General features: G+C 70.8%; 17 protein-coding genes. 4 read left to right on the top strand and 13 right to left on the bottom strand.

The genetic code is table 11. From position 1 onward, the window contains the following. Positions 1 to 70: 70 nt before the first annotated feature. Complete coding sequence (locus ACGFNU_RS09040; RefSeq protein WP_392591640.1) at positions 71 to 1,192, top strand: hypothetical protein; 1,122 nt, start codon at positions 71 to 73, stop codon at positions 1,190 to 1,192. A 65-nt stretch (positions 1,193 to 1,257) separates the two neighbouring features. Beyond that, positions 1,258 to 1,620 carry a hypothetical protein gene (locus ACGFNU_RS09035; RefSeq protein WP_392591639.1) on the top strand — a complete coding sequence of 121 codons (363 nt, stop codon included), beginning with the start codon at positions 1,258 to 1,260 and terminating at the stop codon, positions 1,618 to 1,620. Positions 1,621 to 1,754: 134 nt separating this feature from the next. On the opposite strand, the gene ACGFNU_RS09030 is transcribed toward ACGFNU_RS09035, so the two are convergent. Then, positions 1,755 to 2,219, bottom strand: a complete 465-nt coding sequence (locus tag ACGFNU_RS09030) for a hypothetical protein (RefSeq protein ID WP_392591638.1) — start codon at positions 2,217 to 2,219, stop codon at positions 1,755 to 1,757. A 202-nt stretch (positions 2,220 to 2,421) separates the two neighbouring features. On the opposite strand from ACGFNU_RS09030, the gene ACGFNU_RS09025 reads away from it, so the two are divergent. After that, complete coding sequence (locus ACGFNU_RS09025) at positions 2,422 to 3,531, top strand: hypothetical protein (protein WP_392591636.1); 1,110 nt, start codon at positions 2,422 to 2,424, stop codon at positions 3,529 to 3,531. Between the two features lies 1 nt (position 3,532). On the opposite strand, the gene ACGFNU_RS09020 is transcribed toward ACGFNU_RS09025, so the two are convergent. The 4 genes from ACGFNU_RS09020 to ACGFNU_RS09005 form a co-directional block, all read right to left on the bottom strand. Next, positions 3,533 to 4,267, bottom strand: a complete 735-nt coding sequence (locus tag ACGFNU_RS09020; protein ID WP_392591634.1) for a hypothetical protein — start codon at positions 4,265 to 4,267, stop codon at positions 3,533 to 3,535. A 146-nt stretch (positions 4,268 to 4,413) separates the two neighbouring features. After that, a complete protein-coding gene (locus ACGFNU_RS09015) occupies positions 4,414 to 5,823 on the bottom strand; it encodes an MFS transporter (protein ID WP_392591632.1) in 1,410 nt (469 codons plus the stop codon). A 33-nt stretch (positions 5,824 to 5,856) separates the two neighbouring features. Beyond that, positions 5,857 to 6,465 (bottom strand): TetR/AcrR family transcriptional regulator, encoded by a 609-nt coding sequence (locus ACGFNU_RS09010; protein ID WP_392591630.1) that lies wholly within the window; start codon positions 6,463 to 6,465, stop codon positions 5,857 to 5,859. Continuing rightward, positions 6,462 to 7,139, bottom strand: coding sequence for an MOSC domain-containing protein (locus tag ACGFNU_RS09005; protein WP_392591629.1), 678 nt, complete (start codon positions 7,137 to 7,139; stop codon positions 6,462 to 6,464). The genes ACGFNU_RS09010 and ACGFNU_RS09005 overlap by 4 nt, the downstream gene beginning before the upstream one ends. A 214-nt stretch (positions 7,140 to 7,353) precedes the next feature. Here ACGFNU_RS09005 and ACGFNU_RS09000 point away from each other — a divergent pair, with 214 nt between their 5' ends. After that, entirely contained in the window at positions 7,354 to 8,499 is a 1,146-nt protein-coding gene (locus tag ACGFNU_RS09000; protein WP_392591627.1) for an acetyl-CoA C-acetyltransferase, read from the top strand. 278 nt (positions 8,500 to 8,777) lie between these two features. Here ACGFNU_RS09000 and ACGFNU_RS08995 read toward each other — a convergent pair whose 3' ends face one another. The 8 genes from ACGFNU_RS08995 to ACGFNU_RS08960 are packed head-to-tail and all read right to left on the bottom strand — an operon-like array spanning position 8,778 to position 14,815. Continuing rightward, positions 8,778 to 9,497, bottom strand: a complete 720-nt coding sequence (locus ACGFNU_RS08995; protein ID WP_392591625.1) for a class I SAM-dependent methyltransferase — start codon at positions 9,495 to 9,497, stop codon at positions 8,778 to 8,780. A 30-nt stretch (positions 9,498 to 9,527) separates the two neighbouring features. Then, positions 9,528 to 10,226, bottom strand: coding sequence for an SGNH/GDSL hydrolase family protein (locus ACGFNU_RS08990; RefSeq protein ID WP_392591623.1), 699 nt, complete (start codon positions 10,224 to 10,226; stop codon positions 9,528 to 9,530). Then, positions 10,223 to 10,495, bottom strand: a complete 273-nt coding sequence (locus ACGFNU_RS08985; RefSeq protein WP_392591622.1) for an indolepyruvate ferredoxin oxidoreductase subunit alpha — start codon at positions 10,493 to 10,495, stop codon at positions 10,223 to 10,225. Before ACGFNU_RS08985 ends, ACGFNU_RS08990 begins: the two co-directional genes overlap by 4 nt. Beyond that, positions 10,492 to 11,886, bottom strand: coding sequence for an NAD(P)/FAD-dependent oxidoreductase (locus tag ACGFNU_RS08980; protein ID WP_392591621.1), 1,395 nt, complete (start codon positions 11,884 to 11,886; stop codon positions 10,492 to 10,494). The genes ACGFNU_RS08985 and ACGFNU_RS08980 overlap by 4 nt, the downstream gene beginning before the upstream one ends. Positions 11,887 to 11,904: 18 nt before the next feature. Continuing rightward, the gene (locus tag ACGFNU_RS08975; RefSeq protein ID WP_392591620.1) at positions 11,905 to 12,744 is read right to left on the bottom strand and encodes a class I SAM-dependent methyltransferase; all 840 of its coding nucleotides are present in this window, start codon (positions 12,742 to 12,744) and stop codon (positions 11,905 to 11,907) included. Then, positions 12,734 to 13,630 carry a hypothetical protein gene (locus tag ACGFNU_RS08970; RefSeq protein WP_392591619.1) on the bottom strand — a complete coding sequence of 299 codons (897 nt, stop codon included), beginning with the start codon at positions 13,628 to 13,630 and terminating at the stop codon, positions 12,734 to 12,736. Before ACGFNU_RS08970 ends, ACGFNU_RS08975 begins: the two co-directional genes overlap by 11 nt. After that, entirely contained in the window at positions 13,611 to 13,934 is a 324-nt protein-coding gene (locus ACGFNU_RS08965; protein ID WP_392591617.1) for an acyl carrier protein, read from the bottom strand. Before ACGFNU_RS08965 ends, ACGFNU_RS08970 begins: the two co-directional genes overlap by 20 nt. Then, positions 13,922 to 14,815, bottom strand: a complete 894-nt coding sequence (locus tag ACGFNU_RS08960) for a diiron oxygenase (protein WP_392591615.1) — start codon at positions 14,813 to 14,815, stop codon at positions 13,922 to 13,924. The genes ACGFNU_RS08965 and ACGFNU_RS08960 overlap by 13 nt, the downstream gene beginning before the upstream one ends. Between the last annotated feature and the right edge of the window lie 14 nt (positions 14,816 to 14,829).

Genomic DNA, 14,829 nt, shown 5'->3' with positions numbered 1-14,829 from the left:
TGGCGTCTCGGCCGATGCCCGCGATGCCCTGCCCATCGAAGGGTGGAGACCACCAGAAAGGAGCCGTTCCATGACGGTTGGCAGGAGAAGCGTGCTCGTAGGAGCCGCGGCACTGGCGGTCACGACGAGCGCGACGCGAGCAGGCGCGTACCAGCGGCCCCTCGTCTCGGGCAGACGTCCTCTCCCCTGGCGCGGGATGAACTTCGACACCGAGCGCGAGGTGTGGCGGACGGAGTACGTACGGCGCGAGATCACCGCCATCAGGCGGCAACTGCACTGCAACGCGATCCTGCTCCTCGGCTCCGACCTGCGCAGGCTGACCGAGGCCGCGACGATCGCCGCCGAGCAGGGGCTGTACGTGTGGTTCGAGCCGCGGGCGTTCGACGGCGACGCGCGCGACACGCTGCGGTTCGTCGCCAAGGTGGCGCGGGCGGCGGAACGGCTGCGCCGCCGGTATCCCCGCGTCGCGCTCTCGCTCGGCTGCGAGCTGACCATCTTCATGGCGGGCCTGGTGCCGGGCAAGGACTGGATGGAACGGGCCGAAGCGCTGGGGCGCCCGGAGTCGGCGGGCTACAACCGGCGGCTCGACAGATTCCTCTCCGGTGCGGTGAAGAAGATCAGGCCGCTCTTCGGCGGTCGCCTCACCTACACCTCCGGCGTCTGGGAACGGGTCGACTGGCGGGGCTTCGACGTGGTCGGCGTCGACCTCTACCGGGACGAGTCGAACGAGGCGACGTACGCGAAGGAGGTGCGGGCGCTCCACCGGCACGGCAAGCCCGTCGTCATCACCGAGTTCGGCTGCTGCACGTACCGGGGCGCGGAGAAGCAGGGCGGCAGCGGCTTCATGATCGTCGACTGGACGAAGGAGCCGCCGGAACTGAAGGGGAACCCGATCCGGGACGAGGGGGTCCAGGTCCGCTACATCGAGGAGTGCCTCGACGTCTTCGAGGCGGAGGGCGTCCAGGGGGCGTTCGTCTACAACTTCATCGACGCCGACTCGCCTTACTCGCCGATCCCCAAGTACGACCTGGACATGGCGAACTTCTCGGTGGTCAAGGTCCGGCCGGCGGACTCGCCGCTCGCGTACGAGCGCACCGGTCACTGGGAGCCCAAGCTCGCGTTCCACACCATCGCGCACAGGTTCCGGGGGCCTCAACTTGCATCAACGTTCGCAACACGCCAGCAATCATGATTGACGTCCGTCGCTCTGGGTAGACAGACTGACCCCGTTGACATCTTGAATGAACGGGGGACTCCATGCAGGATCACATCGCGTACGCCGCCGACCGGATCCGTTCGGCCCGCGACCTGCCCGCACTGCTCGCCGCCGCGTTCGCCGGCCTCGAACTCGTCGAGCGCGCCGCCTCGGCCCTCGCCGACCGGTCCCCCGCCTACGCCACCGCGCTGACGGAGGCGAGCGACGCCTGGTGGGCGCTCACCGACGCGCCGTCGCTGCGGAGCCTCGAAGACGCGGAGCCCGGCACGTCGGTCGCGACGTTCTCCCTGCTGGTCACCCAGGCCCTGGTCGCCGCCACGGCGCGCGCCGTCGACCCGGCCGACCGGATCGCCTGCCTCCAGGCGGCCCGCCACGCCGGCCGGGTCCACGACGCCCTCTGCTAAGACCCCGGCGGCGAGGGATCGCCGCTGACACAGCGACCCCTCGCCAGGCGAGCCTCCACCAGGCGAGCGCCCGCCAAAGGGCGCCCGCCAAGGGGGCGCCTGGTCAAGGCGAGCGCCCGTCAGGAGAGCGGTCGTCAGTCGGTGGCGCGTTCCTTCTTGTGCCGCACCCGATCGGCATGCGCGGCGGCGAGGATCATCTCGTCCACGACCCAGCGCGCCTCCGGCGTCAGATCGACGAGCGCGCGGAGCACCTCGGGCCTGACCACGCCCACCGCGACCTCGCGGCGCAGCGCCTTGAACGTCAGATCGTCGTCGATCGGATCGGCCTCGCCGGGGAAGCCGAAGTAGCCGATCGGCACCCCGAAGAACGTGGCCAGCGCCGTGAGCGTCCGCAGCTGCGGGTTGTCCTGCCGCCCGGTGCGCAGCTTCCACACCGTCGTCGAGGAGATGTCCTCGCCCGTCGCCGTGTGGATGGCCGCGGCCGTCTCGACGTTGTTACGGGCGGGCGGCACCGCCACGGGCCACATGTTCTGGATCAGCCATTCGATCTTCTCTGCGAGCGTCGCCGCCGGGGAGATCCCCGTCCGATCCTGTGTCACGTGCCGTCCCCAGTGCCTCGTGCGGCCGACCCGCACCCCCTGCCCGATGACTTTAGTTGACCGACGACACGCTCGTCAGGTTGAGACACGCTCAGTATCGGAGTGCTCACGGATTCCCCATGTCCCGTGTCGGTTCGCCGCCGGGAGCCGCTTCCCCTGGTTACATCGACGGGCAGGTCATCATCGGGGGAGGTGGCCACCTGTGACTGTCCGTAGGCGCATGCTCGTCGTCCTGGCCCTGACGTTCTTCTGTCTTGCCGGGGCCCCGGCGGCCGGGGCGGACTGCGTCGATCTCCGCGGCGCCGCCGGTGCGCTGATCGACCGTTCGGCCCTCTGCCGGAACCTTCGCCACGAGCTCACCGAGAAGCATCCCGACCTCGGCCGCGCCCTTCGCAGGTCGGTCCGGGGCGGCAGACACGCGGCGCCCCGCCGGAAGATCTCCCGGCCGGTCAGACGGTTGACGGCAGCTACCCGGCACCGTCCGAAACGCCCCGAACGAGCATCGAAGCCGCCTCAGCGAGTGCCGAAGGCGGCGAAGGCGACCCGGCGAGCCGTCACTCCCGCACCCGCCGCCGCGATCGCCACGCCTCGGGCGGCCGTGCCCGCCGAGGCCTCGGAGAGCCTCCCGTCGGCCGCGTTCCCCAGTATCGTCGCCGTGGCGCTCCTCCTGCTGGCCTTCGCGTTCCACCAGAGGCTCACCCGCCCCGTCCCGGTCCCGGCGCTGCGCGTATCCCCCGTCCACCCCGAACCCGCGCCGCCGCCCACCGCCCTGAGCACCGCCGAACGGCTCGCGCGGCCCGCCGGCCTCGGGGTGACCGGTCCCGGCGCGAACGGCTTCGTCCGCGCCGTGCTGGTCGAGCTCCTCACCCGCGGCGCCAAGGTCGTCATCTCCCGCAACGAGCTGAACCGTCTCTTCGAGGGCGGCTTCGACGAGCCCCTCCGCGAGGCCCTGGCGCCCTGCCTGCATGTCTGCGAGCTTCTCGAAGAGGCGATCGAGCACCTCGAACTCGACCAGCTCATGGCCGAGGCCGAGCAGGCCAACCCCGATCTCAGCCCCACCGGGGGCCGTGGCCGCGCCACGTACTGGATCTCCACTCCGGGCCGGGACGACGACGTCGTGCTGCCCCTCGTGCGGCGCGGCAACCTCGTCGGCCTGATGTTCGGCGAATGGCCGCACGGCACCACCTGCACGGTCGACTCCACCGGCACGATCACACGGATCGGAACGGGCGAGGCGCCGCCGCTGTCGCCGCCCGGCCTCGGCGTGGCCGAGGCCCTCGCCCGCCTCCGCACCTGCACCGGGTGGTTCTGACCTACCAGCAGGTGTACGAGACCGTGGCGCTGCCTCCGGGAGCGAACGAGACGGTGCCGGTCCCGAAGCCCCGCGCGTAACACCTGACCGTGGGGACGATGGTCACCGAAACGATCGTGCTCTGTCCGCCGGACAGCGTGCCACCCCCGCCGGCCGACATCCGGGCGATGCCGGGATCGATTCCCGCCACCGACCACCGCACGGCCCCTCCGACGGCGGTCAGCGAGATGGTGCACCGCCTGGCGATCGGCGCCGCGATCCCCCGGCAGCTACCGTCGCTGACCTGCAACGCCCCGCCGGTCTTCGCGTCAGGTGGCGGCGCACTGCCGCTCTTGCGCTTGCCGGGCTTGGCCGAAGGCTTGGCCGGCGGAGGCGTGCGTTCGGCCTTGGGCCTCTCGGAGGGGGCCGCGCCCGGCTTCCGGTCAGGCAGGAGCGGCGGCGAGGTCGGCGTCTCGAACCGCGTGTCCGGCGTCCGCGCGGCTCCCGCCGACTGCGGGACCAGCGTCCTGTGACGCTCGTCGGAGAACGGCTGGAGCACCATCAGCGACAGCGCCCCGGCGGCCAGCCCGACGACCCCCGCCGCTCCGGCCGTGGCCCCGGCCAGCCTCTTCCGTCGCTCCCCCGGCCGCATCCCGGCTCGCGTGTTCGCAGGCTCGGCGACGGCGACGGGCTCGTCGTCCGCGACAGGCACGGCGGGGACGTCGGGGGCTTCTCGGGTGGGTTGCGGGACGGGCACCGGACCTCCAGCGCAGGATTCGGCCGGAGGGTGATTCTGCTCTGGGCGGCGAGCGGTGTGAATGTGCTGAGTGGCACGGATGGCGGGGGTGTTTTGTCACTGATCTAACAGAACGGGCCGCAGCCGGACGGCCGCGGCCCGTTCTGTCACTGCTCGGCCGTGGCGGGAGCGGGGAGCATGACCGCCACGATCGCGGCCAGGACTGCCACGGCCGTGCAGGCTAGATAGACGTCGTGGAAGGCGTCGATGGCGCCGGTGCCGCCACCGGCGGTGAGGATCGCCGCCATGCCGGCGATGCCGAGGGCACCGCCCAGCTGGCGGGCGGTCATGTTCATGCCGACTCCGGCGGCGAACTGGAGGGGTGGAAGGGCCGTGGCGGCGGCAGCGGACAGGGCCGTCACGCCGAGGCCCAGTCCCGCGCCGCCGAGGATGGCGGCGGGCACCCAGGCGTCCCAGAAGCGGGGCTCGGTGCCGAACAGGTCGCTGGCCATCATGGCGTTGCACGCGGCGAAGAGCAGCGAGCCCGTCGCGATCACCCAGCGGTGCCTGGCCGGATCGCTGACCCGGCCCGCGGCGACGGAGGCGAACATCGAGACGACGGCGCCGATGGACAGGGCCCCGGCGCTCTCCATGATGCTCCAGCGCCAGACCTGGGTCGTGAGCAGCGGGCCGGTGAGGAGCCAGGCGAACATCGCGACGCCGAAGATCAGGGAGGCCAGGTTGCAGACCGCGAAGCGGCTGCTCGCCCAGAGCTTGGTCGCGATGGCGGGCGCCTCGTGGCCGCGCGACCGCAGGAGGGCGGCGAGGCCGAGCAGGAGGCCGCCGACGAGGAGGCCGAGGGTCCGCGGATCCGTCCAGCCCCAGTTCTCGCCCTCGGTGAGGGCCGCGACGACACCGCCGATGCCGAGGACGAGGATCAGGCTGCCCAGCAGGTCGGGGTGCTTGAGCCCGGCGGGCGGGTGGATGCGCGGGAGCGCGGCGAACGTGCCGAGCACCAGGACGGCGCCGACCGGGCCGTTCACGTAGAAGACAGAGCGCCAGCCGAACGCGTCGACCAGGACGCCGCCGACGATCGGGCCGACGACCGCCGAGAAGCCGCCCACCGCCGACCAGGTGCCGATGGCCTTGATCAGGTTCTCGAACGGGATGTGCTGGATGAGCAGGCCGAGGGCCGCCGGGATCATGCCGGCGGCGAAGGCGCCCTGGAGCACGCGGCCCCCGATGAGCACCTCCGGGTTGGGGGCGGCGCCGCAGACCAGCGAGGCGATCGTGAAACCGAGGAGGGAGCCGAGGAAGACCTCGCGCCGGCCCAGGGTGTCGGCCAGCCGGCCGGCGGGGGTCAGGAACGCGGCGAACGTCACCGCGTAGCCGCTGACCACCCACGTGAGGGTCGAGGACTGCGTGCCCGGGAAGTCGGCCAGGATGTCGACGAAGGCGATGTTCACCACCGACAGGTCGAGGAAGGCCATGAACGTCGCGCCCGAGCAGAGCAACAACACCAGTCCGGCGTTGGCCTTCGGCGGGCTTGCTGTCTTGGTCTCGGTATCTGACGTCACCCGGATACCTCCATATTCAGTTCACGATTCAGGTCAGGGTTTCAGCGCGGCCAGCCTTGAGCGGATCGCCGCGCGTGAGCGGTCGTAGGCGGTCGAGTCGTCGAGCAGGAGGGCCGCCGAGTTGGCGGCGGTGGCGAAGGCGTCCAGCTCGAACGCGAGCTGGGCGGGGTTGACGCTGTCGTCGAGCTCGCCGAGCTGCTGGGCGTCGCGGATCGTCTGCGTGTACAGCGCCAGCCACTCGCGGCGGGCTTCGGCGAGGACGTCGCGGACGCGGCCGGGGCGGGCGTCGAACTCGGCGCCGACGGAGAAGAAGAAGCAGCCGCCGGGGAAGATCCGGCGTTCGGAGTAGGTGAGCCATCCGTCGCAGAGCGCCTCCAGGCGGCGCCGGCCGGGAACCTCGGCGAACGCGGGCTCGACGACGCGCGAGGTGAACACGGCCTTGGCCGCGCGGATCACGGCGAGCTGCAGCTCCTCCTTGGAGCCGAAGTGGGCGAAGACGCCGCTCTTGCTGACCGTGAGCTCGGTGGCGAGCCGTCCGATCGAGAGCGCTTCGAGGCCTTCGAGCGAGGCGATGTCCATGGCGCGCGACAGGATGCGCCGGCGGGTGTGGTCGCCGCGGACCAGGCGGCCGTCCGTCGTCATCGGCGGGCCTCCAGCCGGGCGAGCTTGCCCTCGATGGCCGAGCGCCACTGCTCCGCCAGCGCCGGGGCGCCGATCATCTCCCGCAGCCTCCGGGGGTCGTTGTCGGCGCCGCGCGCGAACGAGCCGGTGAAGAGCTCGCGCACGGTCGGGGCGGCGGGGTCGCGGTCGATCAGGCGCAGCGTGCCGCTCGTGGGCACCGGGCCCGTGCGCAGGACCCGCAGGTACCAGCCGGTCCGGCCGCTGTCGATCATCTGCGCGACCGCCTGCTTGCGCCCGAGCCGCATCCCGAACTTGTAGCAGGGGCTCCTGGGCTGGGACACCTGCACCAGGGCGGCGCCCCACGACCAGACGTCCCCGATGCGGACCTCGCGCTCGTCCGGGCCGGTCACCGACGCGTTCTCCCCCACGCCGCCCGGCTCCAGCTCGTACCCCAGCGAGCTCCAGTGCGCGTAGTGGGCGGCCGGGTACATGTAGACCGCCTTATCGGGGCCGCCGTGCGACACCAGATCGGCCTGCCGGTCGCCGGCCAGCCGCGTCACCGACAGCTCGACCTCCCCTGCCGCGACGCGCTCCTTGCGGATCGCGCTGAGCACTTCATGGTCCCCGTCGATGAGCGGCGCTGGTCGGCCCACGAAGAGGCCGCCCAGCGTCAGCTCGGCACGCACGTCATCCACAACGCCAAACTTTAGGCACGGTCGTTCTATAAAGTCAACGCACAATCTTCCATGCCAGGCCTCCAATTAGTACGATCGTTCGAACGGTTACTGTGACAAGGATCACCCGGCGGCGGGGCTGGTCACACCGCCGCGCCCGTGGCACCGTCGCCAACGCGATCAGGTCCGGACGGGCACGCCCGGACCGTCACACAAACGAATAAGGAGGGACGACATGGCGGAGGCCTACCTCGTCGGCGCCGTCCGTACCCCGGTGGGGACCAGGAAGGGCGGGCTCGCCGAGGCGCACCCGGCCGACCTCGCCGGGCACGTGCTCAAGGAGCTCGTCGACCGCACGGAGGTCGACGCGGCGGCGGTGGAGGACGTGATCCTCGGCTGTGTGGGCCAGGTCGGCCCGCAGGCCCTGAACGTCGCGCGCACCGCCTGGCTCTCGGCGGGCCTGCCCGAGCACGTGCCCGGCACGACCATCGACCGGCAGTGCGGCTCCTCGCAGCAGGCCGTGCACTTCGCCGCCCAGGCCGTGCTGTCCGGCACGCAGGACCTGGTGGTCGCCGGGGGCGTCGAGAACATGGCGATGGTACCGATGGGCTCGAACGTGACGCTCGGCCTGGAGAAGGGCATGCCCTACATCTCGGGCGAGGGCTGGGCGCGGCGCTACGGCGGCCAGGAGATCTCGCAGTTCCGCGGCGCCGAGCTGATCGCCGAGAGGTGGGGCTTCAGCCGGATCGAGCTGGAGGAGTTCTCGGTCGAGAGCCACCGGCGGGCGGTCGAGGCGATCGACGAGGGCCGGTTCGACGACCAGATCACCCCGTACGCGGGCGTCAAGCAGGACGAGGTCCCGCGCCGCGACACCACGCTGGAGAGCATGGCCGCGCTGAAACCCCTCCGCGAGGGCGGCCGGCTGACCGCGGCCGTCTCCTCCCCCATCTCGGTCGGCGCCGCCGCGGTCCTCATCGCCTCGGCCGAGGCGATCGAGCGCCACGGCCTCACCCCGCGTGCCCGGGTGCACGCCCTCGCCGTCTCGGGCAGCGACCCCGTCACCATGCTGACCGGACCGATCCCGGCCACCACGCAGGCGCTCCTCAAGGGCGGGCTGGAGATCGACGACATCGCCGTCTTCGAGGTGAACGAGGCGTTCGCCCCCGTCCCCCTCGCCTGGGCCAAGGACACCGGCGCGTCACTGGAGAGGACCAACCCCAACGGCGGCGCCATCGCGCTCGGCCACCCCCTCGGCGCCACCGGCGCGGTGCTGATGACCAAGATGTTGTACGAGCTGGAGCGCACCGGCGGCCGCTACGGCCTCCAGACCATGTGCGAAGGCGGCGGCCAGGCCAACGCCACTGTTATTGAACGGCTTTAGCGACCTGACCCGCCGGCTCGCTCCCCTCAGATCCGGCTCGCTCCCGCAGGCCCGTGGCATGTCCCGGGGTTTTGTTCCAGCGGTACCCCGGGACACGCCACGTCCCCGAAGAACGCCCGGCCCGACAGGCGTCCTCCGGTTTCACGAAAGTCCAGCCCGCACGCGAGCGCGCTACCTGAGCTGGAGCGAGCCGCCAGGCGAAGCTTCACGCGAAGATCGCGAAGCGATGTCGCGCTCGCCGCTTTCGTGTTTGACCTCCGAGCCGCCAGGCGAGGAGGTCAAGGCGCGGAAGCCTTGGACACGGGCTTCTCGAGTTCGAAGTAGAGGATGGCGCCGGAGGTCTCGGTGCGGACGACGCGCAGGCCCGCGTCGCGGAACCAGCGGCGCACCTCCTCCACCGGGGTCACCACGTCCAGGATCCGCAGCTTCACCCACAGGTTGATGAAGCGGTCCGGGATGTACGAGGCGCCGCGCACCACCACGCTGCCCTTCACGGCCCCGCCCGGCTTGAGCACCCGGGACCACTCGCGCACGGCGGTCTCCGGGTCGGGGACGCAGTGCAGGCCGCTGTAGGAGACCACCACGTCGAACTCCTCGTCCTTGAACGGGAGCGCCGTGGCGTCGGCCTTCTCGAACTCCACGAAGTCCAGCCCCCGCCGGCCGGCCTCGGCGCGGGCCCGGTCGAGCATCAGGTCCGAGATGTCGGCCGCTACATACCGCAGCCGCTTCCCGGGCCGCAGGCCGAGGAAGACCACGCCGCCGCCCGAGGGGACGTCCAGCACGGACGTGCCCTCCGGCAGCGCGACGGCCGACGCCATGTGCCGGTACATCCTGCGGTTGTCGGTGGCGAAGACCACCGCGCCGTAGACCATGGCGACCGGGCGGCTCTTGACGCCGCGGTCCCAGACCGTGGCGAGCCGCTTGTTGGTCTGCCAGTTGCCGCTGACCACCGAGGGCGCGGCCCCACTTCCCGCCGAGCTGCTGTCAGTGCTCACCATCTGTCGCTCACCATCTCTCGGTCGCCTCCTTCACCCGGACGCCAGGAACACGCCCAGGCGGCGGATGGTCTCCGCCCCCAGCAGTGCGTGGCCGCGCATCGAGGAGTGCATCAGGTCGGAACTGAACATGTCCCTGGACGCGCAGCCCGGGTGGTTCCACATGTCCACCAGGAGTGCGCCGTGCCGGGCCGAGACCGCCCGGATACGTTCGTTCAGAAGCTCCATGTTGGGCTTCAGCGCCGCGACCTCGGGGATCGCGGCGGAGATGTTCATCAGCGCGAACGTGACCACGTCGGCGCCCGAGGCGCGCAGCGGGCCCACGATCTGGTCGAGCTCCTCCTCCACGTCGGCGGGGTCGAAGTCCTTGCGGAACAGATCGTTGCCGCCGGCCACCAGGGCCACCAGGTCGGGCTCGAACTCCAGCACCCTGTCGAGCTGCCGCTCGCGCACCTCCGAGGAGACAAGGTCGCGCAGCCCGACGTTCAGGAACGCCAGGTCCGGCACCTGCCGTGCCAGGGCGTCGCGGGTGCGGTCGCTCCACGTCACCGAGCGGTAGCCGGGCGACGCCTCGCCCAGGCCCTCCGCCAGGCTGTCGCCCATCACGGCGAACCTGCGCCATTTCGCGTTCGCGAGAAGACGGTCGGCCTCGGCGGGCGTGAGGTGGTACTCGTCGGCCTCCTCCTTGGAGTAGTCCCCATCGGCGGGCAGGAGGCTCTCGGGGTCGGTCATACCAGTCCTTTCTCGGTGAAGAAGGCGGCGTTGATCTCCAGGGACGACCCCCACTCCGGGGGCAGGTCCTCTTCGGGCAGCGCCGCGTCCACGGGGCACGCCTGCGCGCAGGAATGGCAGTCGATGCACTCCAGCGGGTCGATGTAGAGCTGCGGGCTCTCGTCGTAGCCCGGCTCCCCCGGCGCCGGATGGATGCAGTCGACAGGGCACACCTGCACGCACGAGCCGTCCTTCACCCCCACGCACGGCTGGGCGATCACGTAAGTCACTTGGCCACCAGTTCCTCTGCCTTCGCCCGGCGCTTGAGACCGAGCTGGGGTTCGAAGGTGAGGTAGACCCCGCCCACCGCGTTCTGCTCGGAGGTCGGCATGGCGGCCATCGCCTCGTTCTCGCCGGCGAAGAGCTGGCCGGATTCCTGAAGGCGGGCCGCCACGGCGTCCAGCGCGCTGTCCTTGGCGTCCTCCAGGTCCTCCACGCCCGACACCACGTACAGGAACGACTCGTACAGGTTGAGCATGTGGCGTTCCCGTCGGGTGAGCTTGTCGGCCTCGAAGAACTGGGACTCGCGGCTGAAGCTGCGGTAGAAGAACGACACCAGGATGAGCAGGCGCTCGTAGGCCTGTCGATAGGCCTGCGAGTAGAACGACAGCGCCTCGTCCTCCGCGAACTCCTCCCGCAGGATGCTGCCGACGCTGGCCCCGGCGAGCATTCCGCTGAACGTGGCGAGGTGGACGCCCGTGGAGAGCAGCGGGTCCAGGAAGCAGGCCGCGTCGCCCGCCATCACGTAGCCCGGCCCGGCGAAGGTCTCCGAGACGTAGGAGTAGTCCTGCTCGGCCTTCATCTCGGCGACCTGCTCCGCGTTCTCGAGCATGTCCTTGATCCGCGGGCAGCGGGCGATCCCGTCGTCGTACACGCCCTGCAGGCCGCCGAGCTCCTCGCGCTTCTCCGCGAACGTCTTGGCCTTGCTGACCAGCCCGACGCTGTACGTGCCGTCGTGCAGCGGGATGGCCCAGAACCAGCCGTCCGGGATCGAGCACACCGCGATGGCGCCCTCGGGTCCCTTGTCGAGCGGCTTGACCCCGCGCCAGTAGCTCCACGTGGCGATGTTCTTGAACACCTCGTGGTAGCGGCGGCTCTTCAGGTACTTGGTCGCCATCACGCCGGCGCGGCCCGAGCAGTCGACGAGGAAGTCGAACGAGATCGTCCCGCTGTCGTCACGGTCCTTGGTCTTCGCCCAGTGGGCGGCGATCGGCCGTTCCCCGGCGAAGACGATCTCCCGGACGCTCACGCCCTCGTGCACGTCCACGCCCTGCGTCCGGGCGTGGTCCAGGAGGAGCTTGTCGAACTCCGAACGGACGACCTGGTAGCTGTAGGAGTCGGAGCCCTGGAGATGGTCGAAGTTCAGCTCCCAGTTCTCCGGCCCCCATTCGAAGTAGGCGCCGCCCTTGCGCACGAAGCCGTGCTCCTCGACCTTCTGCCGGACGCCGAGGATGTCCAGCACGGGGAGCGCGGACGGCAGGATCGACTCGCCGATGTGGTAACGGGGAAAGGTCGCGGACTCCAGCAGCGTGACCTCGAAGCCCTGACGTGCGATCAGTGTGGCGGCCGTCGATCCGGCCGGGCCACCGCCGATCACCAAAACCCTAGTGGAACTGCGCATCTACTCTGCTCTCCTCGCTCAGCGTTCGTTCTCAGCTGTGTTTTCAGACGGCGGGGATGGGCGATGGCCCCAGACCGACATCAGGGTCTGCGTGACCATGTCGTGCTCGGGGTCGTCGAAGCGTTCGTGCAGGGCGCGGGCGCTCTCGGCGGTCATCTGCCCGCCCTCGATCAGGGTCGGCAGCAGCCGGTCGAACGTCTGCCGGTACATCGGCTCCAGCGGGAACGTGGCGCCGCGCAGGGTGAGCACCAGGCCCTCGGCGTCCACGTCCACCAGCCCGGTCCGGCGCATCACCGTGGGCAGGCGCCGGCCCCACGCCGTGTCGAACCCGACCGCCCGCAGGAAGCCGGAGACGGTGGCGATCGCGGCCTCCGCCGCCTCGTTCGGCAGCGCGGGCCCGTACGAGCCCCAGTCGAAGTCCTCGACGAGGACGGCGCCACCGGGCACGAGCGCGTCCGCCATCTTGCGGAGGACGTCCTCGCGTTGCGGCAGGTGACCGAGCAGCAGCCGCGCGTGGGCCACGTCGTACGGCCCGGCGGGGAGGTCCTCGTGGACGGCGTCGTTCCGCACGACGTCCAACTGCGGATACTTCTCAGCCAGCGGCTCCAGGAAGCGCGGGTCCACGTCGGTGGCGACGACGCGTCCCGCGGCGCCGACCTCCTCGGCCGCCCAGCGGGCGACGCTTCCGCCACCCGCGCCGAGCAGCAGGACCCGCGCGCCCGGCACGACGCCGAGACCGCTCAGCCGGGCGGTCGTGCGCGGGTCGTACGCCGCCTCGATGGCCTCCAGGCGCCGCCGCTCGCCCTCGTCGGCGTTGGACAGAACGTAGCCCTTATCCGGCTGCTTCTCACTCGACACTGTCGATCCTCCGAAGGAGAGCCGCCGGGTTCTCGCCGAAGTGGTCGCCGAGCGCGCTCAGCCAGCGTTCGAGGCCGAACGCGACGCAGCCGGTGTAGGCGGGCTCGCCGTCGCCGGTGGTGATGTCGCAGCGCTCGCCGAAGAAGTTCCGGTGGAAGTTGACCGAGGCGATCGCGAGGGATCCGCCGTAGACGAACTCCTCCTTGACTGGAAAGAGCTTCTGCGACAGGGCGCGCGCGCCGTTCGGGTCGAAGAACGGGTCCGTCGCCGCCTCGACCTCCAGCGGCAGCCCGAGCGCGGCCACATGGTCGAGCAGCACCTGCTTGAAATGCGCCAGGTGGGCCAGCACGCTGTCGCGGTCGCCGACGCACACGATCTCCCGCATGGTGAAGCCGCGCAGCCGCCGCAGCTCGTCGAAGTAGTCCTCCCGGCGGAAACAGTTCGCGACGGTGGTGACGCGCCGCGCCCCGCCGTCCAGCCGGACGCCCGCCAGGTCGAAGTAGACGCCGTAGCAGGCGGCCGGCGGCAGCGCGTGGGCCGCCGCCGCCAGCCGCCCGCCCGGCACCGAGTCCACGGGCGTCTCGCCGGGATATCCCGACTCGACGGCCTCGCGGCTCAGCCCGCCCGCCAGCATCCCGAGGTGCGGGAAGTTGGCGAAGTAGTCGACCTTGGCCAGGTCCGCGGTCGCCATGAGCGGCGGGTACGCCATGGCGCGCGCGCCCTCGCCCTCGCCCCACGCCGCGAAGCGGGCGTCCAGCGCCGAACGCAGCGCCAGCGCGTCCGGCCCCAGCGTGGCCAGGCCGTCCCGGACCTTCAGCCCGGAGTCCCAGGCGGTCCGGGTGGTCCGGGCTTCAGCGGCACGGACCTCAGTCGTCGATGACGTCATGGAGGAACCTCTTGGCGATCCGGTTGACGGTGCGGAAGTCTTCGGGGCTGACCTGGTCGAGGCTGATCTCCCGGCCGGTGTGCTCTTCCAGCGCGTACAGGAAGTTCACGAAGCCGAGGGAGTCGAGCACGCGGCTCTCGATCAGGTCCAGGTCGGGATCGATCGAGGTCAGATCGGGACGCTTGGTCAGCAGGTAGCCGACGATGAACGCGATGCCGGCCTCGTCGGTCACGGTGTCCGTTGCGGCGGCCGCGGTGTCCGTGGCGGTGGACGCGGTGGCGGGCTCGTTGGTCAGTTCGGGCATGCCGGTGGGATCCTGTCGTCGGAGAAGATCTTCTCGTTCACCATGAAGCTCACCGAGCGCCGCAGGACCGTGCGGGTGTAGTCCTCGTGGGCGGGGTCGGCGAGGACCTCGCGGCGGACCCGGTACGGCTCGGGCAGCCCGGCGTCGCGGTAGACGGCGGGGCTGACCATCGAGTCGACCGAGGCCCGCATGTACTGCTTGAGATAGCGCTCCAGCTCGGCCAGCTCGGCCTGGCCGAGGGTCTCGCGGAGGCGCGCGTGCAGGAGCGACACGGCCTGCCTGCCGAACGCGATGTGCCGTGACTCGTCCTGGTGGTGGACCTGGTTGACCTGCTGGATCGTGGGGTGCAGCCGGTCGTCCACGCCCATCTTCTGGTTGAACACGTCCACGATCTCCTCGAAGATCAGCAGTCGCGAGAAGACCAGGAAGTGGTCGGCCGCCGGGATGCCGGGCCCCTCGAACGCCATGGCCCGGTTGGGGTAGATGCGCCCGTAGTTCAGGCAGAACTTGGCGAAGAACCACATGTGCTCGTTCTCTTCGCCGATCACGTGGTGGAAGTACTCGGAGGGGAGGGCGAACTCGGCGGTGTGGATCCGCGCGATCATCTCGGTGAGCAGCTCACGGATGCCGTGCACGTTGAGGCTGTAGAAGTTGAGGCTCTCCCAGCGGCTGACGGCGCGCAGCTGCTTCTCGGTGAGCGTCTTGCCGTACGCGGTGTTGTGCAGGCTCAGCAGTTCCGGGGACATCCACCACGCGTCCTCGGGCAGCGACTCGGGCCAGTCGAACAGCGTGTAGGGGTCGTAGTAGTCCCGCTGGGACATGGTGACCAGGCGGTCGAGAACGGTCTTGAACCGCTCGTCGGTGGCGAGATCCGGTGACATCTCCGCTCCTCTGG

Origin of the sequence: Spirillospora sp. NPDC048911 (genome assembly GCF_043198015.1) — a bacterium.
Taxonomy (GTDB): domain Bacteria; phylum Actinomycetota; class Actinomycetes; order Streptosporangiales; family Streptosporangiaceae; genus Spirillospora.
Note: the sequence above shows the minus strand (reverse complement) of the source record. Positions and strands in the feature narration are given on the sequence as shown.